Raw genomic sequence first — 22331 nt, 5'->3', positions numbered from 1 at the left:
CCGACATCCGGGAGCCCATCGTTAGGCTGCTCGAACCACGGAATGAAGGAGTTCAGCCAGTGATCACCAGGATGTCGTCGCTGTTCCTGCGGACCCTGCGTGAGGACCCGGCCGACGCAGAGGTGCCCAGCCACAAGCTCCTCGTGCGCGCCGGGTACGTCCGCCGTGTCGCCCCGGGCGTGTACTCCTGGCTGCCACTGGGCTGGCGCGTGCTGCGCAACGTCGAGCGGGTCGTCCGCGAGGAGATGGACGCGATCGGCGCGCAGGAGGTCCACTTCCCCGCGCTGCTGCCGCGCGAGGCCTACGAGAGCACCGGCCGCTGGACCGAGTACGGCGACACGCTGTTCCGGCTCAAGGACCGCAAGAACGCCGACTACCTGCTGGGACCGACGCACGAGGAGCTGTTCACCCTGATGGTCAAGGGTGAGTTCAGCTCCTACAAGGACTACCCGGTCGTGCTCTACCAGATCCAGAACAAGTACCGGGACGAGGAGCGCCCCCGCGCGGGCATCCTGCGCGGCCGCGAGTTCGTCATGAAGGACTCCTACTCCTTCGACCTCACCGACGAGGGCCTGTCCAGCTCCTACCAGGCGCACCGCGACGCCTACATCCGGATCTTCGAGCGGCTGGGCATCGAGTACCACGTGGTCTCCGCCGTCTCGGGCGCGATGGGCGGCTCCGCGAGCGAGGAGTTCCTGGCCCCCGCCGAGGTCGGCGAGGACACCTACGTGCGCTGCCTGGAGAGCGGCTACGCGGCCAACGTCGAGGCCGTGACCACGCCGGTCCCGCCAGCGCGCCCGCTCGACGGCCTGCCCGCGGCGCAGGTGCACCACACGCCTGCCACCCCGACGATCGAGACGCTGGTGGCCTTCCTCAACGGCGCCGGGCTCGGCCGCGAGTTCACCGGCGCGGACACGCTGAAGAACGTGCTGTTCAAGACCCGCGTGCCCGGTGCGAAGGAGTGGACGCTGCTGGCGATCGGCCTGCCGGGTGACCGCGAGGTGGACCTCAAGCGCGTGGAGGCCGGGCTCGCGCCCGCCGAGGTCGCGCTCGTCGAGGAGGCCGACTTCAAGGCCAACCCGTGGCTGGTCAAGGGCTACATCGGCCCGAAGGCGTTGCAGGACAACGGGGTTCGCTACCTCGTCGATCCGCGCGTCGTCACCGGGACCGCGTGGGTGACCGGCGCCGACAAGGCCGACCACCACGTCGTGGACCTCGTCGCGGGCCGCGACTTCACCCCGGACGGCACGATCGAGGCCGCCGAGGTGCGCGAGGGCGACGAGTCCCCCGACGGCGGCGGCAAGCTCGTCATGGCGCGCGGCATCGAGATCGGCCACATCTTCCAGCTCGGCCGCAAGTACGCCGACGCGTTCGGCCTCGACGCGCTCGGGCCGGACAGCAAGCCCGTGCGCATCACCATGGGCTCCTACGGCATCGGTGTCTCGCGGGCGCTCGCCGTCATCGCCGAGCAGCGCGCCGACGACAAGGGCCTGGTGTGGCCGCGCGAGATCGCTCCCGCTGACGTGCACGTGGTCATCGCGGGCAAGGACGACACCGTGCGCGAGGGCGGGGAGCGGATCGCCGCCGAGCTGGACGCCGCGGGCGTCCGGGTGCTGCTCGACGACCGCAAGGCTTCGCCCGGCGTGAAGTTCGCCGATGCCGAACTCGTTGGTGTGCCGACGATCCTCGTGGTCGGTCGCGGCCTCGCCAACGGCGTGGTCGAGGTCAAGGACCGCGCCACCGGCGAGCGCGTCGAGGTCGGCGTGGACAAGGTCGTCGCCCACCTCGTCGACCTCTGCCGCACCTGAGCTCCGCCGCAACCCGACCGCAGCGGGGGTTCCGCAGTCTTCAAGACCCGCGAACCCCCGCTCCGCACGTCTTCAACAGCCGCAAACCCCTTGAGGGTCTGCGGCTGTTGGCGTTGCCGGGGTGCCCGGGGTTTGTAGCTGTTCGCGATCGCTGGGGGCGGGGTTTGCGGGTCTTGAAGACTGGCGAACTCCGCGTGATGTGCGGCCGGATGGAGTAGGCGGATGTGAATATCGCCCGCCTTTGGTCGCTTTCGCGCGGGCGCGGGGACCCGGTTGCCTGGTTCTCGTGGCCCACCCGAACCCTGCCGGGTGGGCGCCCAGGAGGACAGCATGCGACACCTGCGCAGATCGATCGCGCTCTTGACCGGGTTGGCGGCCGCGGCCGCCGCGACCCTGGCGGGGGTTCCTGCCTTCGCTCAGCCAGCCAACAACGTCGTCGACAACGAGACCAAGCCGATCTACTCCTACGCGGAGGCGATCCGGGAGACGGTCTACATCGAGTCCAAGATCGACAGCGATGCGGACGGCAAGCCGGACCGCATCGCCGCCGACGTGATGCGGCCCAAGGAGACCAACTCCGGGCTGAAGTCGGCGACGGTCATGGAGGCCAGCCCCTACTACTCGGCGGCGGCAGCGGCGCGAGCCCGTGGCGGCGACGAGAACTTCCTGCCGGGAGCGGCCCCGCGCGGGTTCGGCCGGTGGTACGACGAGTTCTTCGTGCCGCGCGGCTACGCGGTGGTCGAGGTCGAGATGCAGGGCACGGCCCGCTCCCAGGGCTGCCCCACCACGGGTGACTCCGAGGACACCTCCTCCATCGAAGCCTCGGTGGACTGGCTCAACGGCCGCGCGAAGGCCTTCTACGCCGACGGGAAGCCCGCCGTGGCCTCGTGGAGCACCGGCGCGGTCGGCATGCTCGGCGTCTCCTACAACGGCACGCTGCCCAACGCCCTCGCCGCGCGCGGTGTGGACGGCCTCAAGACGATCGTGCCGATCGCGGCGATCTCCAGCTGGTACGACTACACCCGCGACCAGGGCATCGGCTACCAGGGCGCGTGGGGCAACCGCTACCCGGAGTGGCTGGCGAACTACGTGATCAGCCCGGCCGCCAAGGCGAAGTGCGCCGCCTTCGTGAAGTCGCTCGGCGACCGGGCGAACGACGACACCTACGACTACACCAAGTTCTGGGCCGAGCGGGACTACCGCCCGGACGCTGCGAAGGTGAAGGCCTCGGTGTTCGTGGTGCACGGCCAGGAGGACTGGAACGTCAAGCCCGGCCACTTCTCCAAGTGGTGGTACGAGCTGCAGAAGCTCGACGTGCCGCGCAAGGTCTGGCTGCACCGAGGCGCGCACAGCGACCCGATCGGCATCCGCAAGGCCGAGTGGGAAGGCGTCATGCACCGGTGGATGGACCACTGGCTGCTGGGCCTGCAGAACGGCGTGATGTCCGAGCCGATGGCCGACATCCAGCGGCCGGACGGCACCTGGGAGACCCACGCGAGCTGGCCGGACGCGGCGGCCAAGAAGGCGAAGCTGTTCCTCGGCGCCGGTGGACAGGGCGCGCCGGGCGTGCTCAAGCCGCAGCCGGTCGCCGACCCGGCCAAGCAGGTGATCACCGACCTGAAGAACCAGTCGGAGTCCGCAGCCGCCGGAGACCCGGAGCTGGCCAAGGCCAACCGCCTCGCCTACCTGACCGAGCCGCTGAAGGAGGCCGTCCGGCTCTCCGGAACGGCGTCGGTGAACGTCAACGCCAGCGCGGACACCACGAGCGCCCCGCTGACCGCGCTGCTGGTCGACTACGGCCAGGCGACGCGCACCGAGGCGCTGGGCAAGTCGCCGATCGAGCTGATGACCGACTCGTGCGAGCAGGCGGACCTGCGTCGTCGCACCGGTTGCGCGGCCCCGCCCGTCGAGGTCACCGCGGCGACGCCGTACAAGGTGATCACCCGGGGCTCGATCGACATGAAGAACAACCAGTCGCTCACCCAGGGCCAGGACCTCGTGCCGGGCCGGACCTACAACGTCAAGTGGGAGCTGCACCCGAAGGACTACGTGTTCCCGGCCGGGCACCGCATCGGCCTCGTCCTGGTGCAGAACCTGCCGAGCTACATCACCCCTGACGCCAAGGCGAACAAGGTGGAGATCACGCTCGCGCCGAGCAACCTGGAGCTCCCGATCGTCGGGGGCGTGCGCTCGATCAAGTTCTGACAGCTACCCGAGGATGCTGAGCACGGCCGCGGTGTCGGCGAGGTCCGAGAGGACCACGTCGGCCCCGGCCGCGCGCAGCTCCGAAGCACTGCTGTGGCCCGTAGCCACGCCGACCGCCACAGCGCCGTGGTGGCGCGCGGCGGTGATGTCGTGCGGGCTGTCGCCGAAGACGATCACTGCGTCGGCGGCGAAACCGTTGGTGTGCCTGGAGGTCGCGGCTTCAACGGCCGCGGCCACCAGGTCCGCTCGCACCAACGACGCATCGCCGTAGCCACCGATCGCCAGGTCCAACCGCCGATCGAGGCCGAAGGCGCCGAGCTTGTGCCTGGCGATCTCGACCAGGTTCCCCGTGACCAGGCCCTGCGCCACGTCCGTGCGCAGCGCCACCGCGTCCAGCGCCTCGACCGCGCCCGGCAGCGCGCGCCCACGCACGGGCAGCACGTCCAGATCGGCTTCCACCGCCTCTGTGAGCGCGGCGAAGAGCCCGCGCACCGAAGCGTCGTCGGTCGGCAACCCGTGCGCTGCAAGGATCTCGGTGCTGATCCAGCGCTCCGTGCGGCCCGCCGTCGGCGGTTCGTGCACCAGTTCGGTCCCGGTCGCGGCGGCCAGCGCGCGGCGGTACCAGTGCATCCCGAGGCCGCGCAGCTCGACCAGCGTCAGGTCGATGTCCCACAGCACCAAGCGGTTCGGGCTCATTCCGAGGCGATGCGGAAGCTGTCGACGATCTTGTTCAGCTCGTCGTCGGTCGCGGTCGGCGCCGACTCCTGCCCGGCGACCGCGGCGGTGTCGGAGTTGGCCACCATGACGATCGCGTGGTCGGGCTTGAGCACGAACGCGACCGCGATCACCTTGCCGGAGGCGGCCATGCACGGCTCGCCGGGCGCGGTGGTGGCCGTCGCCTCCAACACCACACCGGGGAAGCCCTGGCGCTCCACCGGTTTCGGCTGGCCGAGCTTCACCTCCGGCTGCTGCGTCTTGCCGTCCTTGGTGAACTGGTAGAAGGAGCTCGCGAAGCCCTTGGCGTAGTCGGCGGCGATGGTTCCGGCCTCCAGCGCGGGGCCGCCCTCCTTCGGCTTGAGCCCCAGCATGCCGGTCACGCCGCGCGAGTAGGTCCCGCCACCGCACTGGTAGGCCCCCAGCGCCGCGAGGGTGCTGATGCCCGGGGTCCCGAGCGCGTTGCGCATGTCCGCGGGCGGCTTCGGCTTCCACGCCGGGGGCACCTCGTACAGCAGCCTGGCGACCGAGTTGGCCACGACCTGCCAGCCCGGGTTCTTCGCGGCCTCGCGAACCGGCTCCGGGCCCTTCGCGACGTCCTTCGAGGAGGTCGTCGGGCCCGGGGGCGGCGGTGTCGGCGCGGCCTGGGGGCTCTTGCCGTTGGTCAGCAGGACGACGGTGACCACGACCGCGGCGACCAGCACGACGCCGAGGCCGCTGAAGAGAATGGCCTTGGTGTGCTTGCCCTTCTTCTTCTGCGGCTGCTGGTCGAAGGCGCCGAGCCCGCCGTACCCGCCCTGGCCGAAGCCGCCGTACTGCGGCTGCTGTCCCTGCTGGTCCTGTCCACCACCTGGCCACGTCACGGCAGCGACGGTACTCCCAGGGCGCGCGGAGGGGGCAAGTCAGCTCGCCACCCGGACGGACTCCAGAATCCTGCGGACGTCCTCCGCGCTGGGGGAGAACTCCGCGTCCTTGCCGTCCTCCGGCACCTCGATCTTGACCGCGACCGTGCCGTTGGGCGTGGCGAGCGCGAGCACCGTGATCCGCGCTTTGCTCGCGCGGCAAGGGTTCTGCGACGCGGAGGAGACCTCGGCGACCACGGTGGCCCCGGTGAGGCCGTCGACTGTGGTGGGGGTCGGCGCGGCCAGCTCGACCGTGGGGGAGGCGTACCCGGTCCTGGCTGCGCCCTCGGCCACCTCGCCCGCGACGATCGCGGGGTCGTCCCTGCGCGCCGTGCGGCCGGAGCCGATCTCGCCCCGGACGAACTCGGCGCCGTCGCACTGGAAGGGCCGCGCGGCGGCGAGCCCGCTCAGCGACAGCACTCCGCCGGGCCTGGCCATCCTGGAGTTGCCGATCGCCCAAGAACCCGGCACCTCGTAGACCAGTCCCGCGTCCTGGTTGACGATCACCTGCCAGCCGGTGTTGCGCGCGGGCGGCAGCGGCTTGGTGGTCGCGGGGGGCCGGGTGGTCTTCTCGGGAGGCGGCGGGGGCGCGCTGGTGGTGCTCGACGCGGTCCTGCCGCCGCCGCGCGAGAGCAGCAGCACGGCAGCGGTCGCCCCTGCCGCGACGATCACCAGCAACAGCGTGATGATCATCGCGTTCCTGCGCCCGTTCGGCCCCCGCACGGCTCAGCCCGCGAGGAAGCTGAGCCGGACGTTGCGGACCGGGTTGTCGCGGTTGGTGTCGACCAGGCACACCGACTGCCACGTGCCCAGCGCCATGCGCCCGCCGAGGACCGGGACCGTCGCGTAGGGCGGAACCAGCGCGGGCAGCACGTGATCGCGGCCGTGCCCCTTGGAGCCGTGGCGGTGCCGCCAGCGGTCGTCGGCGGGCAGCAGCTCGCGCAGCGCGGCCAGCAGGTCGTCGTCGCTGCCCGCGCCGGTCTCCAGCACCGCGAGGCCCGCGGTCGCGTGCGGCACCCACACGTGCAGCAGCCCGTCGGCGCCGTCCACCCCGGCCAGGAACCGCTCGCACTCCGCCGTCAGGTCGTGGACGACCTCCACGGAGCCGGTCCTGATCTCGATCACCTCGGAACGCATGTCCCTCAAACTAGTCCGAAATCCGCTGGAGCTGTGCATACGCTCGGAGGCATGCGCCTTGCCTTCGGAGCGAACTTCGACGTCCCCGCCGGTTACCTCAACACGCCGAGCATCGGCGTCCCGTCCCAACCGACCGTCGACGCCGTGCGCGAGTCGGTTCAGCGCTGGGGTGCGGGCGCCGACCACCCGGCCGACTTCGACGGGCTGGTGCTGCGCGCGCGAGCCGCCTTCGCCTCGCTGGTCGGATTCCGGACCGAGGACGTCGCGGCAGGGGCGAGCGGTTCCCAGCTCGTCGGCGTCGTCGCCGCGAGCGTGCCGGACGGCAGTCGGGTGCTCACCGCCGCGAACGAGTTCACCAGCCTGACGTTTCCCTTTGCCGCGCAAGCACATCGCGGCGTGAAGGTGACCGAGGCCGACCTCGCCGAACTACCGTCCTCCGTGGACGGTCACGACATCGTCGCGGTGAGCGTCGTGCAATCGGCCAACGGCGAGCAGGTCGACCTGGAGGCGCTGCGCGAGGCCGCCGCCCGCTCCGGTGCACGGGTGCTGTTGGACGCCACGCAGGCCGCCGGCTGGACGCCGCTCGACCTGGGGTGGGCGGACTGGGTGGTGGCCGCCGCCTACAAGTGGCTGCTCTGCCCGCGCGGAGCCGCCTGGCTGGCCGTGCGGCCGGACGCGCTCGAAGAGCTGGTCGTGCACTCGGCGAACTGGTACGCGGGCGAGGACCCGTGGCAGTCGATCTACGGGCTGCCGCTGCGGTTGGCGCGCAGCGCGCGTCGGCTGGACCTCTCGCCGGTGTGGTTGGCCCAAATCGGCGGCGCGGCGTCGCTGGAGTTCCTGGCCGACCTGGACCTGTCCGCGGTGCGCGCGCACTGCGTCGGTCTGGCTGACGGGCTGCTGGCCGAGCTGGACCTGCCCCCTGCCGGGTCCGCGATCGTCTCCCTCGAACTCTCCGAGGAGCAGAACCGGCGGCTCGCCGAGGCCGGGGTGAGGTCGGCCTCCCGCGCCGGGCGGACCAGGCTCGGCTTCCACCTCTACAACTCCGAGGAGGACGTCGAGCTGGTGCTGCGCGCGGTCAGGCTTTGACCGAGCGTGAATCTCGAACGGGTGGAATTGTCTGGACCGTGACTATCTGTCCGTTACCGCTGTTCACGCGGACAGGTGAACGCCAAGGCTGGCGCATGCCGTTATCAAGGTTGTAGGGACGCGTCGCGTTTCCCCCGGGAGACCGTTACCGTGAGCCATCGTGTCGGATCTGCGCTCATCGGACGGACAGGTGATGACGCGAGTGGAGCCCGTTGAGTGGGACACCTCGCCCCTGACCGAACCCGCCCCAGCTCCGCGACGGCGGCCCGAGGCGGCCAAGGTCGCGGAGCCGCCCGCGCAGGGCTCGGACGGCCCCAGCGCGTCCGACCGCGTTGCCGCGCTCGTGGCCGACCGCTCGCGCAAGGGCTGGCTGATCAAGGGCGGAGTGCTCGCGGCCGTCGCACTGTTCTCCGGCACGCTCTGGGGCGCGAGCGGCGGCACGATCACCGGTGTCGCGACGCTGCCCGCCGATCCGCCGCAGCTGGTCTACGAGGAGCACGCGACCGTCGCCGACAAGGACTGCGCCGCGCATGCCTACGACGACACGCAGCAGTTTCTCCGCAAGACGCCGTGCGAGCGCATGCTCCGCCTGCTGTTCGCCACCAAGGCCAAGGACGGCTCCCCGGTCGTGGTCTCCCTGGCCCTGGTCACGATGCCCACCGTCAACGACGCGACAGCGCTGGAGCAGCTCACCAAGTCCGACAAGACCGGCAACGTCAACGACCTCATCCGCGAGAACCGCAACGTGCCTGGCGGGCCCGCGCAGTTCAAGGACGCGGGCTACGCCTCAAGCGTCGAGGGCACGACGGTGCTGATCGCGGAGTCGGACTTCTACAACCACACGCGCAAGGACGTCGACCTGCTTCAGGAAGTCAGCACGGACGCGCTCCGCGTCGGGCGCGCCATCAACACCTGACGGGTCCCTACTGGCGGCCGGGGAACGCGGTCGTCGTCGGGGTCTGCCCAGCCATCTTGCGCCAGCGCGCGGTGCGCACCGCCGAGGCCGTCAGTCCCTCCAACGCCGTGCGCCGCAACGACTCCTCGTCCGATCGTTCGAGCACGCCGTGCCACGCCGACGCCGCGTCGGTCTCCGCTGACGCCAGCAGCCCGGCCGCGCTCGCCTGGTTCGTCACCGGCTGAGGCGGTTGGTAGGCGGGCTCAGCGGGCACAGGCGTGGCCCCCGCGTCGCGCAACAACCGCTCCACGGCGTCGCGTCGCGCGCGGTGCGACGTCTCGCCCTCACGGATCGACGCGTCGGCCGACGAGGGCAAGAACGCCGATGCCAAGCCGTAGGCCCACTCGGCGGCGTGCTCGGCGGCCAGCGCCTGCTGCACCGCGTTCACCGTCTCCTGCGACGGCGGGTTCTTCTGCGTACGGACGAACATCAGGCCAGCACCTCCCGCAGGCACGCACAGCTCGCCGCGACCGAGCCGACCAGGCCCGCGCGGTGCTTCGGCAACGACGGCACCAACTCCGCCGCGCGCTTCTCCCCGGTCGTCAGCGCCTCCTTCAAGGCGCTCAGCGCGGCCGAGGCCTGCTGCGGCGCACTCGGAGCCGGTGCGGGCGGCGGAGTCGCTGTCGCGCTTACGCGTGCGGGTCGGGCCCGGTTCAGCTCCTTCTCGAACGCGCCGTGGTGCGCGCGCCGGTCCGCCGCGACCGCGTCGGCCTTCGCCGCGAGCGAGGGGTGCGCCGTCGCGACCGCCTTGGCGAGCTCGGCGTCCGAGCGCGCCTGCGCGGCGAGCTCCTCCAGCGGATCGGGCTTGTCCGGGGTCGGCTCACCGGTGCACGCGCTCAGCGGCAGCGCCACCGCGCCCGCGAGCCCGGCGCGCAGGAAACCGCGGCGAGAATGTCCTGAGGAATGTCCTGAGACCACGAAAGCCCATCCTGCCAGGCTCCCTCGATCGGGCGGCGATCACGGATACGTGCTCGCGCGGGGCGAGGAGCTACGCTGTGCGACCGGACCGGTGCGGCGTTCGCGCACCGGCCGATTTCGTGGGTTCAACTTCAAGAGCTAGGGAGCCCGACAGGTGTCCAGCAGGCAGCACGGGGGGCCTGGTCCTCGGGACCAGCTCACCGCGCAGCTCGAACCCCTCGTGGACGAGGCCGTCCGCGCGGCGGGGTTCGAGTTGGAGGAACTCGACGTGCGGTCGGCGGGCCGCCGACGGGTTCTGCGCGTCGTCGTCGACTCTGAGCGCGGGGTGAACCTGGACGAGGTGGCCGAGGCCTCCCGTTCGGTCGCCGAGGCGCTCGACGCGCGCGAGGACGTGCTCAAGGACGCCTACACCCTGGAGGTCTCCTCGCGCGGGCTCGACGCCCCGCTGACCAAGGCCCGGCACTGGCGGCACACCCGCCTGCGGCTGGCCAAGGTCCGCCTCTCCGACGGCTCCGAGTTCGTCGGCAGGGTCGGCGATGCCGATGACGAGGGCGTCCAGCTGCTGGTCGGCGGAGCGCTGCGGCGCGTCGTCTACACCGACGTCGCCAGCGCCAAGGTCGAGATCGAGTTCAACGCGCCCCCCGCCAAGGAACTGGCGGCGCTGGGCGCGAACGACGCAGACACGAACGACACAACGGAGGAGGAGTCGAAATGAACGTGGACATCGCCGCGCTCCGGGCGATCGAGCGCGAAAAGGAGATCCCCTTCGAGACGGTGCTCGGCGCCATCGAGACCGCGCTGCTGACCGCCTACAAGCACACCGACGGTCACTTCCAGCACGCGCGCGTGGAGATCGACCGCAAGACCGGCATCGTGCGGGTGCTGGCCCAGGACGTCCAGCCCGACGGCGTGATCGCCGACGAGTGGGACGACACCCCCGAGGGCTTCGGGCGCATCGCCGCGACCACCGCGCGCCAGGTCATCCTGCAGCGCCTGCGCGACGCCGAGCACGAGCGCACCTTCGGCGAGTTCGCCACCAAGGAGGGCGAGATCCTCGCCGGTGTCGTGCAGCGCGACGCCCGCGCCAACTCGCGCGGCATGGTGGTCGTCAAGGTCGGCGACATCGAGGGCGTGATCCCGCCCGCCGAGCAGGTGCCCGGCGAGACCTACACCCACGGCATGCGCCTCAAGTGCTACGTGGTCACCGTGTCCAGGGCGGCGCGGGGCACCCAGGTGACCCTGTCCAGGACCCACCCGGGTCTGGTGAAGAAGCTCTTCGCGCTGGAGGTCCCGGAGATCGCCGACGGCACCGTGGAGATCGCCGCGGTCGCGCGCGAGGGCGGGCACCGCACCAAGATCGCGGTCCGTTCCACCGTGCACGGGGTGAACGCCAAGGGCGCGTGCATCGGCCCGATGGGCGCGCGCGTGCGCAACGTGATGAGCGAGCTGGCCGGCGAGAAGATCGACATCGTCGACCACGCCGACGACCCCGCGAGCTTCGTCGGCAACGCGCTCTCGCCCGCGAAGGTCATCTCGGTGACCGTGGTGGACGAGCGCGCCAAGACCGCGCGCGTGGTGGTCCCGGACTTCCAGCTCTCGCTGGCCATCGGCAAGGAGGGCCAGAACGCCCGCCTCGCCGCGCGGCTCACCGGCTGGCGGATCGACATCCGCAGCGACGCCGCGCCGGACACCCCGAGCGCTCCGGGAGCGGGGTCCTCGGGCACCGCCGAGTAGGGGTCGCCGACGGGTGTCGGCAAGATCTCCGGGCGCCGGTGAACAACCGGTTCGCCCTAGGCGTTAGACTCATGAGTGGTTCAGGGCGCCGGGGAACGGGATCCAATGCGCACGTCTGCTGTTCGAACGTGTGTCGGATGCCGCACCCGGGCGCTCGCCGCTGAGCTTCTGCGCGTGGTGGTCTCGGGCGATTCCGTCGTTCCCGACCCCCGGCGTCGGCTCCCGGGACGGGGCGCCTGGTTGCACCCCGATCCCGAGTGCCTTCGCCTCGCCGAACGGCGAAGGGCGTTCCCGCGAGCACTGCGCTTCGCCGGCCCGCTCGACACCGCCCCGATCGGCTCCCACCTCGCCAAGGTGGCCCGGCTCTCGACCGACGAGGGAACCTCCCCGTCGTGCAATGCGAAGGAAGCAGGTCGACCGATCATGAATCAGCCGTGAAGCTGAAGACATGAACGCGCTTCGACGGTAGGACGAGGTCGTGCGGGCTTGCCGCTCGGCCTCCCAGTGAGGAGACAAGTGGCAGGCAAGGCCCGTGTGCACGAGCTCGCGAAAGAGCTCGGTGTCACCAGCAAGGACGTTCTGAACAAGCTCAAGGAGCTTGGTGAGTTCGTGAAGTCGGCGTCCTCCACCGTGGAGGCCCCGGTCGCCCGCAAGCTGCGGGACTCCTACCCGGGCGGCAAGGCGGACAAGCGTCCGTCCGCGCCCAGGCCCGGACCCCCGGCCCCCAAGCCCGGCCCGGCACCGCAGTCCGGTGCCCCGGCCCCCAAGCCCGCTCCGGCGGCCCCGGCGTCGTCCGCCCCGGCCGCGGCGCCTTCTGTGTCGTCGGCGCCGTCTTCGGAGAACAAGCCCGGTCCGCGTCCCGGACCCGGCCCCAAGCCCGGCCCCCGCCCTCCGGCCCCCAAGGTCGAAGAGGTCAAGCCCGCTCCGGCCCCGGTCGAGCAGGTCAAGCCCGCGGTCGCCGAGTTCAAGCCTGCCGCTCCCGCGCCCAAGGCGCCCGAGCAGCAGGCGGCCAAGCCCGCGACGCCCGCCGCTCCCGCGGCCTCGGCGTCCCCGTCGGGTGCCAAGCCCGGTCCGCGCCCCGGCCCCAAGCCCGCGCAGGCCGCTCCGTCCGTCGTCCCGCCGAAGCCGCAGTCCCCGAAGCCGGGTCCGCGCGCTCCCCGGGTCGGCAACAACCCCTTCGGCGTCGGTGGCGGTGCTCCCGCCCAGCGCCCGCAGGCCCCGGGTGGCCCGCGTCCGGGTGCTCCGCGTCCCGGTGGCGAAGGCCGCCCGGGTGGCGAGGGCCGTCCCGGTGGCGAGGGCCGTCCGGCCCAGGCCCCGCGCGGTGACGCGCGTCCCGGTGGCCCGCGCCCGACCCCGGGCAACATGCCCCCGCGCCCGAACCCCGGCATGATGCCGCCCCGTCCGCAGCGCCCCGCCGGTGGTCCCGGTGGCGGTCGCGGTGGTCCCGGCGGTGGCCGTGGTGGCCCCGGCGGTGCCGGTGGCGGCCGTGGCGGTCCCGGCGGCGGTGGCGGTGGCTTCCGCCCCGGTGGCGGCGGCGGTGGCGGCGGCTTCCGCGGTGGCGGTGGCGGCGGTGGCGGCTTCCGTCCCGGTGGCGGCGGCGGTGCCGGTGCCCCCGGTGGTGGCGGCGCTCCCGGTGGCGGTTTCCGTCCCGGTGGTGGCGGTTTCCGCCCGGGTGGCGGCGGCGGTGGCCGTGGCCGTGCCGGTGGTACCGCTGGCGCGTTCGGCCGTCCCGGCGGCCCGAGCCGCAAGGGCCGCAAGTCGAAGCGGCAGAAGCGGCAGGAGTTCGACAACATGCAGGCCCCGTCCATCGGTGGCGTGCGGTTGCCGAAGGGCCAGGGCGAGGTCGTCCGGCTCGCGCGCGGCGCCTCGCTGACGGACTTCGCCGACAAGATCAACGCCAACCCGGCCGCGCTGGTGCAGGCGATGTTCCACCTCGGTGAGATGGTCACCGCGACGCAGTCGGTCACCGACGAGATCCTGGAGCTGCTCGGCCAGGAGATGAACTACCGCGTCCTCGTGGTCAGCCCCGAGGAGGAGGACCGCGAGCTGCTGGAGTCCTTCGACATCAGCTACGGCGAGGACGAGGGCGGCGAGGAAGAGCTCGAGTTCCGCCCGCCGGTCGTCACCGTCATGGGTCACGTCGACCACGGTAAGACCCGCCTGCTCGACACGATCCGCAAGGCGAACGTGCACGAGGGCGAGGCCGGTGGCATCACCCAGCACATCGGCGCCTACCAGGTCATGGCGGGGCTCGAGGGCCGCGACCGCCTGATCACCTTCATCGACACCCCCGGTCACGAGGCGTTCACCGCCATGCGTGCCCGTGGCGCCAACTCCACCGACATCGCGGTGATCGTGGTCGCCGCCGATGACGGTGTGATGCCGCAGACGGTGGAGGCCATCAACCACGCGCAGGCCGCGAACGTGCCGGTCGTGGTGGCGGTCAACAAGATCGACAAGCCGGGTGCGAACCCGCAGAAGATCCGCCAGCAGCTCACCGACTACGGGCTGGTCGCCGAGGAGTACGGCGGCGAGACGATGTTCGTGGACATCTCCGCGAAGCAGGGCACGAACATCGACGGCCTGCTGGAGGCGATCCTGCTGACCGCGGACGCCACGCTGGACCTCCGGGCCAACCCGGACATGCAGGCCCAGGGTGTCGCGATCGAGGCCCACCTCGACCGCGGCCGCGGTTCCGTCGCCACCGTCCTCGTCCAGCGCGGCACGCTGCGCATCGGTGACTCCATCGTCGCCGGTGACGCGTACGGCCGCGTGCGCAGGATGGTCGACGAGTACAACGAGGACGTGCTGGAGGCGACCCCGTCGCGTCCGGTGCAGGTCATCGGTTTCACGTCGGTTCCCGGCGCCGGTGACACCTTCCTCGTGGTCGACGAGGACCGCGTCGCCCGCCAGATCGCCGACCGGCGCCGCGCTCGTGAGCGCAACGCCCAGCAGGCGGCCAAGCGCAAGCGCGTCAGCCTGGAAGACCTGGACGCGGCTCTGAAGGAGACGCGCCAGCTCAACCTGATCATCAAGGGTGACAACTCCGGTACGGTCGAGGCGCTGGAGAGCGCCCTGGTCAAGCTGGAGGTCGGCGAGGACGTCGAGCTGCGGGTCATCCACCGCGGCGTCGGTGGCATCACCGAGGGCGACATCAACCTCGCCATCGCCGACAACGTGATCGTGCTCGGCTTCAACGTCCGCGCGGAGGGCAAGGCCACGGAGCTGGCCAACCGCGAGGGCGTGGACGTCCGCTACTACACGGTCATCTACCAGGCGATCGACGAGATCGAGGCGGCCCTCAAGGGCATGCTCAAGCCGATCTACGAGGAGGTCGCGCTCGGCAAGGCCGAGGTCCGCGAGGTCTTCAAGTCCTCCAAGTTCGGCACCATCGCCGGTTGCCTGGTCATGTCCGGCGAGATCAAGCGCAACACCAAGGCGCGACTGCTGCGCGACAACGTCGTGGTCGCCGACAACCTCTCGATCACCTCGCTGCGCCGTTTCAAGGACGACGCGACCGAGGTCCGCGAGGGCTACGAGTGCGGTATCACCCTCGGTTCGTACGGCGATCTGAAGATCGGCGACTCGATCGAGACCTTCGAGATGCGCGAGAAGCCGCGCAACTGATGTCCGACGACGGCCGGGTGTTCCGCACCCGGCCGTCCTCGGGGTGTTCGGTGGCCTCCGGGCCACCTTCCCCGTTCCTTGTGCCACTCGGGGGACCGAGTCCCCCGTACCCCTTATGGTGCGAGCTTCCGCCGAACCAGCCCGGTCGCCAGGTCGAGGACCGGCGCCGGTTCGCCCGCTCGCTCCTTCACCTCGAATATTCACAACGGTGATGCCCGTGTACGTGGGATCGTTGGAGCTGGACGTCCTGTTCGGGGACGTGCACTCGCTCAAGCAGAAGCGCTCCTTGGTGCGGCCGGTCATCGCCGAGCTGCGCAAGCGCTTCGAGGTGGCCGCCGCCGAGGCGGGCCACCAGGACCTGCACCGCCGCGCCCTGATCGGGGTCTCGGCGGTGGCGGGGGACACCGAGCACGTCCGCGAGGTCCTCTCGGCCTGCGAACGACTGGTGGCCGGACGCCCCGAACTGGAACTTCTCTCCGCCCGGCACAGGTTGTTCGGGCCGGAGGACGAGTAGCCGCGCTGTGAAGCGCTGTACGAGAAAGACAGGAGGAGCGCCGTGGCCGACCAGGCCCGCGCCCGCAGGCTCGCCAAGCGGATCGCCCAGATCGTCGCGTCCGCGTTGGAGCACGACGTGAAGGACCCCCGCCTGGCCATGGTCACCGTGACCGAGGCCAAGGTGACCGGTGACCTGCGCGAGGCGACCGTGTTCTACACCGTCCTCGGGGACGACGCCGACCACGCGGGCACCGCAGCCGCGCTGGCCAGCTCGACCGGTGTGCTGCGCTCCCTGGTGGGACAGCGCACCGGCGTGCGTTACACCCCCTCGCTGGCCTTCGTGCTGGACGCGGTGCCCGACACCGCCCGGCAGATGGAGGAGCTGCTCGCCAGGGCGCAGGCGGCCGACGCCGACGTGGCCCGGATCGCCTCCGGCGCCAAGCCCGCCGGTGAGGCCGACCCGTACCGCAAGCCCCGCGAAGTGGACGAGGACGAGGACTAGTGCTATGCGAGACCCCGAAGACCCGCTTGCGGGGTCGAGCATCAGCACGCTGCAGAAGGCGGCGCGGCTGTTGGCCGAAGCGCCCGACGTGACCCTGCTCGCCCACGTCAACCCCGACGCCGACGCGCTCGGCTCTGCGGTGGCGCTGGGCATCGCGCTGCAACGGCGCGGAGCCACCGTGCGGGTGTCCTTCGGGCACCCCGCCGAGGTGCCGGAGTCGTTGCGGGGCTTGGACTCCACCGGAATCGTCGTGGGTGTCGACGAGGTGCCCGCTGTGCCGCCGTTCCTGGTGGCGCTGGACGCTGGCAGCGTCGACCGGCTCGGCGTGCTCGGTGACCGCGTCGCCGCGACCGCGGCGGCCGGGGGCGAGGTGCTCGTGCTCGACCACCACGCCTCCAACACCGGTTTCGGCACGCACAACGTCGTCGACACCGAGGCCGAAGCCACGGCGGTGATCGTGCTGCGCGTGCTGGACGAGCTCGGTGCCGAGGTCGACGAGCCGATCGCCCGCTGCCTCTACGCGGGCCTGGCCACCGACACCCGCTGCTTCCGCATCGCCAACGGCGGCACCTACGCGATCGCCTCGCGGCTCGTGGACGCCGGGGTCGACCCCGATGCCACGCTGCGCCCGATGCTGGACACGCACCCGTTCGGCTGGATGGGCATGCTCGCCGCGGTGCTCGGCGGGGCCAGCCTGGAGCCGGATTCGGCTCAGGGACTGGGTTTCGTGCACGCCGCCGTCCGCGCGTCGGACTCGGAGGGCTTGCGCGGTGAGGACGTGGACAGCGTGATCGACATCCTGCGCACCACGCGTGAGGCCGAGGTCGCCGCCGTGTTCAAGGAGACCGCGCCGCAGACGTGGACGGTGTCGCTGCGCGCGATGGACCGGCTCGACGTGGGTGCCGTGGCCGAATCACTGGGTGGCGGTGGTCACCGCCTCGCTTCCGGGGTGACACTGCACTGCGCGCTCGACCAGGCCGTTGACCAGGTGCGTTCCGCCCTGGAGACCGCTCCGCTGCTCTGAGCGCGTTGTCGGTGGGCTGACCTAGTCTCTGGCCGTGAAGGTTGTTGAGTCGCCTCGGCGCATCCTGGGCTTGGCGCTGCCCGCGCTCGGAGTGCTTGCCGCTGAGCCGCTGTACCTGTTGGTGGACACCGCCGTGGTGGGTCATCTCGGCGCGGTTCCGTTGGCGGCGATGGCGATCGGCGGGATCGTGCTCGCCCAGGTCTCGACGCAGCTGACCTTCCTGTCCTACGGCACGACCGCTCGCGCGGCGCGGCTGCACGGCGCCGGTCGCCGGTCCGAGGCCGTCGCGGAGGGCGTGCAGGCGACCTGGCTGGCCGTGGTGGTCGGCCTGGTCCTTGTGCTGGCCGGGCAGCTGCTCGCGAGCCCGATCGCGCACGCGCTCGCCGGTCCCGGCGCGGTCGCCGACGCCGCCGTGGGCTGGCTGCGCATCGCCCTGCTCGGCGCGCCGCTGGTGTTGATCACGATGGCGGGCAACGGGTGGATGCGCGGAGTGCAGGACACCGCCCGGCCACTCCGATATGTGTTGGCGGGCAACGGGATCTCCGCCGTTCTGTGCCCGCTCCTGGTGTACTGGGCGGACTGGGGGCTCGCCGGTTCGGCGGTGGCCAACGTGGTGGCTCAGGCGATCTCCGCCGCGATGTTCCTCCGCGCGTTGGTGGTGGAGCGCGTGCCGTTGCGCCCGGTCCCGCGCCTGATGCGCGCCCAGCTCGGCCTCGGCCGCGACCTCATCCTGCGCAGCCTCGCGTTCCAGGCGTGCTTCGTCTCCGCGGCGGCCGTCGCGGCGCGCACGTCGGCCGAGGCCGCCGCCGCGCACCAGGTGGTGTTGCAGCTCTGGACCTTCCTGTCGCTCGTGCTGGACTCGCTGGCGATCGCCGCCCAGTCGCTCGTGGGCGCCGCGCTGGGCTCGTCGGATTCCTTGCGCGCCAAGGCCCTCGCGCGACAGATCACCGTCTACGGCCTGTGGTTCGGTGTTCTCTTGGGCGTGCTCTTCGCCGCGTTGGTGACCGTGCTCCCACCGGTGTTCACCCCCGATGCCGCCGTGCTCGCGCAGGTTCCGCACGCGTGGTGGTTCTTCGTTGCGCTGCAACCGATCGCGGGTGTCGTCTTCGCGCTGGACGGAGTGCTGCTCGGCGCGGGCGACGCCGCCTACCTGCGCACCGCGACCCTCGTGTCGGCGGTGATCGGCTTCCTGCCCCTGGTGTGGCTCTCCCTCGCGATGGGCTGGGGTCTCGCCGGAGTGTGGACGGCCCTGTCCGCTTTCATGCTGCTGCGCTTGGCCGCCGTGCTCCTGCGCGCCCGCTCCGGCGCGTGGGCCGTCCCCGGTGCCGTTCGCTAAGAGTGTGGGCGAGTGCACGTTTGCGCGGCTAACGCGGGGGTGGGGTGGGGGCGATGGAACCAGTGCCAACGTTGGCGTTCCCTTTCCCCTTCTCCATGTTCGGAGGGTTTCCCCTTGCCTTCGGTCGAGCGCGCCACCCGTCGGGGCTGGCTGGTCTGGACCATTGCGGTAGCCATCTACGTCGCGGCGGTCTTCCACCGCACCTCGCTCGGCGTCGCCGGCCTCCAAGCCGGTGAGCGCTTCGGCGTGGGACCCGCCGCACTCGGCGTCTTCACCGTCCTCCAGGTCGGTGTGTACGCGCTCATGCAGATCCCCACCGGCGTGCTCGTGGACCGCTTCGGCCCGCGCCGGGTGCTGACGGTCGCCGCCCTGCTCATGGGCGCGGGTCAGCTGCTGTTCGCCGTCGCTGACTCCTACGCGCTCGCGCTCGTCGCCCGCGCGGTCCTGGGCAGCGGCGACGCCATGACCTGGGTGAGCCTGCTGAGGCTGATCGCCGGTCACTTCCCCGGCCGCCAGTACTCGGTGGTCGTCTCGTTCTCCGGAGCCCTCGGCGCGGCGGGCAACCTCGTGTCGACGGTCCCGCTGACGCTCGCGCTGGACAACGTCGGCTGGACGTGGACCTTCCTCGCGGTCGGCCTGGTCACCGCCGCCTACTCCGTGCTCGCCCTGTCGAAGCTGCGTGATCACCCTGCGGGACAAGAGGTTCGCGCTGCCGACCCGGTGGCGCCGCGCCTGGTCGCGCACCGCGTGGCGGACTCGTGGCGCGTGCCGGGGACCAGGCTCGGTTTCTGGGTGCACTTCTCGACGATGTTCGGGCCCGCGGTGCTCGGTCTGCTCTGGGGCTTCCCGTACCTCGTCGAGGCGCAGGGCATGGACCCGCACGCCGCGAGCGCGTTCCTCGGGCTCCTGGTGCTCGGCGGTGTCGTCGGCAGCCCCGTCGTCGGAGCGCTGATCGGCCGGCGCCCGGAGCACCGCATGCCGATCGTGGTCGGCTACCTGATCAGCGCGCTGGTCGTGTGGGCGGTGCTGCTGGGCTGGCCCGGCGGGCACGTGCCGACGCCGCTGATCGCGGTCGGCCTGGTCGTGCTCTCCCTCGGCGGACCTGCCTCGGCCGTCGCGTTCGCGTTGGCCCGCGACTACAACCCGCTGCGCGTGGTCGGCACCGCGACCGGCGTGGTCAACGTCGGCGGCTTCACGGCCACGACGGTGTCCGCGCTGTCGGTCGGCGTGCTGCTGGAGCTGACGCGCTCGCTCGGTCCCACGACGTCCTTCCGCATCGCGCTGATCGCCGTGGTCGCCGTGCTGGTCTTCGGCACGTGGCGGACCGCGGTGTGGTGGCGGCGGGCGCGCGGAGTGGTCTTCGCGGCGGAGGCCCGGGGCGAGGAGGTCCCGGTCCAGCTCCGCCACCGCCGGTGGGACGAGGACCTGGCCCTCGCGGCCTGAACCCCGCGGATTAGGGTTTCCCGTCGTGACGAGAGCACGACGGGACCGCAGGTCCGACCGCCCGACCTCCGACGTCCCGCCAGGGCTGGTCATCGTGGACAAGCCCGACGGGATGACCTCGCACGACGTGGTCGCGCGGGTGCGGCGGATCATGGGCACCCGCAAGGTCGGCCACGCGGGCACGCTCGACCCGATGGCCACCGGCGTGCTGGTTCTCGGCATCGAGCGCGCGACCAAGCTGCTCGGCCACCTCGCGCTGGACACCAAGGCATACCTGGGCACCATCCGCCTCGGCTCGGCCACCACCACCGACGACGCCCAGGGCGAAGTCCTCTCCACCGCCGACGCGTCCACTGTGGACGAAGCGGCGATCACCTCGGGCATCGGCGCGCTCACCGGCGCGATCGAGCAGGTCCCGAGCGCGGTCAGCGCGGTCAAGGTCGACGGCAAGCGCGCCTACGCCAGGGTCCGCGACGGCGAGACCGTCGAGCTGAAGGCGCGCCCGGTCACCGTGCAGCGCTTCGACGTGCTCTCGATGCGGCGCGAGGGCACCTTCACCGACCTCGACGTGCTCGTGGAGTGCTCCTCCGGTACCTACGTCCGCGCGCTGGCCCGAGACCTCGGCGCCGGGCTCGGCGTCGGCGGCCACCTCGCCGCGCTGCGCCGCACCCGTGTCGGCCCGTTCGGCATCGCGCTCGCCCGCACGCTGGAGCAGCTGGAGGAGGAGCCCAAGCTCGCGCTGGACCTCAGCTCCGCCGTGGCCGCGGCCTTCCCGCGCCGCGACGTCGACGAGGCCGACGCCGCCGCTCTGCTCACCGGCAAGCGCCTGCGCGGCACCGGGATCGCGGGCACGCACGGCGTGTTCGACCCCACCGGCAAGGCGATCGCGCTGGCCGAGGAGGTCGAGGGCCGGACCCGCTCGCTCGTGGTGCTGAGCCTGGAGGCCTGAGCCGCCCGTAAGCTTCCCGTCGTGCAGCGTTGGCGTGGACTAGAGCACCTTCCCGGGGGCTGGGGCCGTTGCGTGCTGACCGTCGGGGTCTTCGACGGCGTGCACCGGGGGCACCAGCAGCTGATCACGAGGGCGGTGGAGCTGGCCCGCGCCCGCGATCTCCCGTGCGTGCTGATGACCTTCGACCCGCACCCCTCCGAGGTGGTGCGGCCGGGCAGTCACCCCGCGCAGCTCACCACGCTGCGCAGGCGGGCCGAGCTGGTCGAGCAGCTGGGCGTAGACGTGTTCTGCGTGCTGCCGTTCACCCCGGACGTCGCGCGCATCCCGGCCGATGAGTTCGTGCACGAGATCCTCGTCGAGCGGCTGCACGTGGCTTCCGTGGTGGTGGGGGAGAACTTCAACTTCGGCCACCGCGCGCAGGGCGACGTCGCGCTGCTGGAGACCCTCGGCCGCCGCTTCGGCTTCGTCGCCGAGGGCGCGCGCCTGCTCTCCGACGAGCAGGTCACCTACTCCTCCACCTACATCCGCGCGTGCATCGACGCGGGCGACGTGGTCGCCGCCGCCGGAGCGCTCGGCCGCCCGCACCGCGTCGAGGGCATCGTGGTGCGCGGTGACGGCCGAGGCCGCGAACTCGGCTTCCCCACGGCGAACCTGTCCACCGCGCGCACCGCCGCCGTGCCCGCCGACGGCGTGTACGCGTGCCGCTTCGTCGACATCGGCCACGGCCGCCCCGGCTCCGCGCCGAATTTCGCCGAGCCCCGCATGGCCGCCGTGTCCGTCGGCACCAACCCCACGTTCTCCGGGCGGGAGCGCCGCGTCGAGGCCTTCGTGCTCGACACCAGCGAGGACCTCTACGGCCAGCGGGTCGCGCTCGACTTCGTGGAGCGGCTGCGCGGCCAGGAGCGCTACGACACCGTCGAGGCGCTGATCGACCAGATGCACCTCGACGTGGCGAAGACCCGCGAGCTGCTGGCCGACGGGTGAGCGCGGTGGACGACCAGAAGATCGTGCAGCGCAACCTCGCGCTGCAGCGGGAGTGGTACGGCGAGCCCTTGGGCGACCGGGTCCGGCGGCTCGTGGTCGCCTACTCCACCTCTCAGGCGCAGCTCGCCGACGTGCTCGGGATCAGCGCCCCCATGCTCAGCCAGGTGATGAGCGGCCGCCGCGCCAAGATCGGCAACCCCGCGGTGCTGGCCAGGCTCGTGATGCTGGAGCGGCGCGTGCTCACCGCCGGAGTGGCCGCCGGGGACCGCGAGGCCGTCGAGCGCGCGCTCGAGGAGGTCCGCGCTTCGCAGCCCACCGTCGGCCTCGACACGCTGCCCGTCGACGAGCGCGGCGCCGACCAGGCCGCCGTGAGCAGACTGCGCGAACTGGCCGTCGCCGAGGAGCTCTCCGGAGCCGCACGCCTGCTGGGCGAGCGCTACCCCGCGCTGGCGGGCCTGCTCTCCCGCGCAGCCGCCGAAGGCGACTAACCCCAACGGGGTCGTACCCAATGT

At 71.8% G+C, this 22331-nt stretch carries 22 protein-coding genes; 16 read left to right on the top strand and 6 right to left on the bottom strand.

Annotation, left to right across the window (positions count from 1 at the left end; all coding sequences use genetic code 11):
• Window positions 1–59: 59 nt before the first annotated feature.
• Together ABD798_RS29590 and ABD798_RS29585 are read left to right on the top strand one after the other, a co-directional pair.
• Window positions 60–1808 (top strand): proline--tRNA ligase, encoded by a 1749-nt coding sequence (locus tag ABD798_RS29590; RefSeq protein WP_344881957.1) that lies wholly within the window; start codon window positions 60–62, stop codon window positions 1806–1808.
• Window positions 1809–2138: 330 nt separating this feature from the next.
• The gene (locus ABD798_RS29585) at window positions 2139–4013 is read left to right on the top strand and encodes a Xaa-Pro dipeptidyl-peptidase (RefSeq protein WP_344881954.1); all 1875 of its coding nucleotides are present in this window, start codon (window positions 2139–2141) and stop codon (window positions 4011–4013) included.
• A gap of 3 nt (window positions 4014–4016) precedes the next feature.
• On the opposite strand, the gene ABD798_RS29580 is transcribed toward ABD798_RS29585, so the two are convergent.
• From ABD798_RS29580 to ABD798_RS29565, 4 genes are read right to left on the bottom strand one after another with little or no spacing between them, the layout of a single operon-like run.
• Window positions 4017–4709: an HAD family hydrolase gene (locus tag ABD798_RS29580; protein ID WP_344881951.1), complete on the bottom strand. Its 693-nt coding sequence runs from the start codon at window positions 4707–4709 to the stop codon at window positions 4017–4019.
• Window positions 4706–5590, bottom strand: coding sequence for a DUF8017 domain-containing protein (locus ABD798_RS29575; RefSeq protein WP_344881948.1), 885 nt, complete (start codon window positions 5588–5590; stop codon window positions 4706–4708). The genes ABD798_RS29580 and ABD798_RS29575 overlap by 4 nt, the downstream gene beginning before the upstream one ends.
• 39 nt (window positions 5591–5629) lie before the next feature.
• Complete coding sequence (locus ABD798_RS29570) at window positions 5630–6322, bottom strand: DUF8017 domain-containing protein (protein ID WP_344881945.1); 693 nt, start codon at window positions 6320–6322, stop codon at window positions 5630–5632.
• Window positions 6323–6355: 33 nt separating this feature from the next.
• Entirely contained in the window at window positions 6356–6766 is a 411-nt protein-coding gene (locus ABD798_RS29565; protein WP_344881942.1) for a YjbQ family protein, read from the bottom strand.
• A gap of 51 nt (window positions 6767–6817) precedes the next feature.
• Between ABD798_RS29565 and ABD798_RS29560 the strand changes: the two genes are divergently transcribed.
• Both ABD798_RS29560 and ABD798_RS29555 read left to right on the top strand, forming a co-directional pair.
• Window positions 6818–7852 carry an aminotransferase class V-fold PLP-dependent enzyme gene (locus ABD798_RS29560; RefSeq protein WP_344881939.1) on the top strand — a complete coding sequence of 345 codons (1035 nt, stop codon included), beginning with the start codon at window positions 6818–6820 and terminating at the stop codon, window positions 7850–7852.
• A gap of 160 nt (window positions 7853–8012) precedes the next feature.
• Window positions 8013–8768, top strand: coding sequence for a hypothetical protein (locus ABD798_RS29555; protein ID WP_344881936.1), 756 nt, complete (start codon window positions 8013–8015; stop codon window positions 8766–8768).
• Between the two features lie 7 nt (window positions 8769–8775).
• Here the strand turns inward: ABD798_RS29555 and ABD798_RS29550 are convergent, their stop codons facing one another.
• Together ABD798_RS29550 and ABD798_RS29545 are read right to left on the bottom strand one after the other, a co-directional pair.
• On the bottom strand, window positions 8776–9237 hold the full coding sequence (locus ABD798_RS29550; protein ID WP_344881933.1) for a ferritin-like domain-containing protein: 462 nt from the start codon (window positions 9235–9237) through the stop codon (window positions 8776–8778).
• Complete coding sequence (locus ABD798_RS29545; RefSeq protein WP_344881930.1) at window positions 9237–9725, bottom strand: hypothetical protein; 489 nt, start codon at window positions 9723–9725, stop codon at window positions 9237–9239. The genes ABD798_RS29550 and ABD798_RS29545 overlap by 1 nt, the downstream gene beginning before the upstream one ends.
• Before the next feature lie 154 nt (window positions 9726–9879).
• Between ABD798_RS29545 and rimP the strand changes: the two genes are divergently transcribed.
• The 12 genes from rimP to ABD798_RS29485 all read left to right on the top strand — a co-directional run bounded on the left by rimP (window position 9880) and on the right by ABD798_RS29485 (window position 22307).
• The gene (gene rimP, locus ABD798_RS29540) at window positions 9880–10440 is read left to right on the top strand and encodes a ribosome maturation factor RimP (protein ID WP_344881928.1); all 561 of its coding nucleotides are present in this window, start codon (window positions 9880–9882) and stop codon (window positions 10438–10440) included.
• Window positions 10437–11459 (top strand): transcription termination factor NusA, encoded by a 1023-nt coding sequence (nusA, locus tag ABD798_RS29535; RefSeq protein ID WP_344881925.1) that lies wholly within the window; start codon window positions 10437–10439, stop codon window positions 11457–11459. Before rimP ends, nusA begins: the two co-directional genes overlap by 4 nt.
• A gap of 105 nt (window positions 11460–11564) precedes the next feature.
• On the top strand, window positions 11565–11897 hold the full coding sequence (locus tag ABD798_RS29530) for a YlxR family protein (RefSeq protein WP_344881922.1): 333 nt from the start codon (window positions 11565–11567) through the stop codon (window positions 11895–11897).
• Window positions 11898–11975: 78 nt separating this feature from the next.
• Entirely contained in the window at window positions 11976–15086 is a 3111-nt protein-coding gene (gene infB / locus ABD798_RS29525; RefSeq protein ID WP_344881919.1) for a translation initiation factor IF-2, read from the top strand.
• Window positions 15087–15303: 217 nt separating this feature from the next.
• Window positions 15304–15600 carry a DUF503 domain-containing protein gene (locus ABD798_RS29520; protein ID WP_086829167.1) on the top strand — a complete coding sequence of 99 codons (297 nt, stop codon included), beginning with the start codon at window positions 15304–15306 and terminating at the stop codon, window positions 15598–15600.
• Window positions 15601–15642: 42 nt separating this feature from the next.
• A complete protein-coding gene (rbfA, locus tag ABD798_RS29515) occupies window positions 15643–16083 on the top strand; it encodes a 30S ribosome-binding factor RbfA (RefSeq protein WP_344881916.1) in 441 nt (146 codons plus the stop codon).
• A gap of 4 nt (window positions 16084–16087) precedes the next feature.
• Window positions 16088–17107 carry a DHH family phosphoesterase gene (locus tag ABD798_RS29510; RefSeq protein ID WP_344881913.1) on the top strand — a complete coding sequence of 340 codons (1020 nt, stop codon included), beginning with the start codon at window positions 16088–16090 and terminating at the stop codon, window positions 17105–17107.
• A 34-nt stretch (window positions 17108–17141) separates the two neighbouring features.
• Window positions 17142–18443 (top strand): MATE family efflux transporter, encoded by a 1302-nt coding sequence (locus ABD798_RS29505; RefSeq protein WP_344881910.1) that lies wholly within the window; start codon window positions 17142–17144, stop codon window positions 18441–18443.
• Window positions 18444–18557: 114 nt separating this feature from the next.
• The gene (locus tag ABD798_RS29500) at window positions 18558–19886 is read left to right on the top strand and encodes an MFS transporter (protein ID WP_344881907.1); all 1329 of its coding nucleotides are present in this window, start codon (window positions 18558–18560) and stop codon (window positions 19884–19886) included.
• 25 nt (window positions 19887–19911) lie between these two features.
• A complete protein-coding gene (gene truB / locus ABD798_RS29495) occupies window positions 19912–20835 on the top strand; it encodes a tRNA pseudouridine(55) synthase TruB (RefSeq protein WP_344881904.1) in 924 nt (307 codons plus the stop codon).
• 21 nt (window positions 20836–20856) lie between these two features.
• Window positions 20857–21819 (top strand): bifunctional riboflavin kinase/FAD synthetase, encoded by a 963-nt coding sequence (locus ABD798_RS29490; protein ID WP_344881901.1) that lies wholly within the window; start codon window positions 20857–20859, stop codon window positions 21817–21819.
• 5 nt (window positions 21820–21824) lie between these two features.
• Window positions 21825–22307 carry an XRE family transcriptional regulator gene (locus ABD798_RS29485; RefSeq protein WP_344881897.1) on the top strand — a complete coding sequence of 161 codons (483 nt, stop codon included), beginning with the start codon at window positions 21825–21827 and terminating at the stop codon, window positions 22305–22307.
• Window positions 22308–22331: the final 24 nt, after the last annotated feature.

Origin of the sequence: Allokutzneria multivorans, assembly GCF_039537405.1 — a bacterium.
In the GTDB taxonomy this organism is placed as follows: Bacteria; Actinomycetota; Actinomycetes; order Mycobacteriales; family Pseudonocardiaceae; genus Allokutzneria; species Allokutzneria multivorans.
This window is presented reverse-complemented; position numbering and strand designations above follow the sequence as displayed.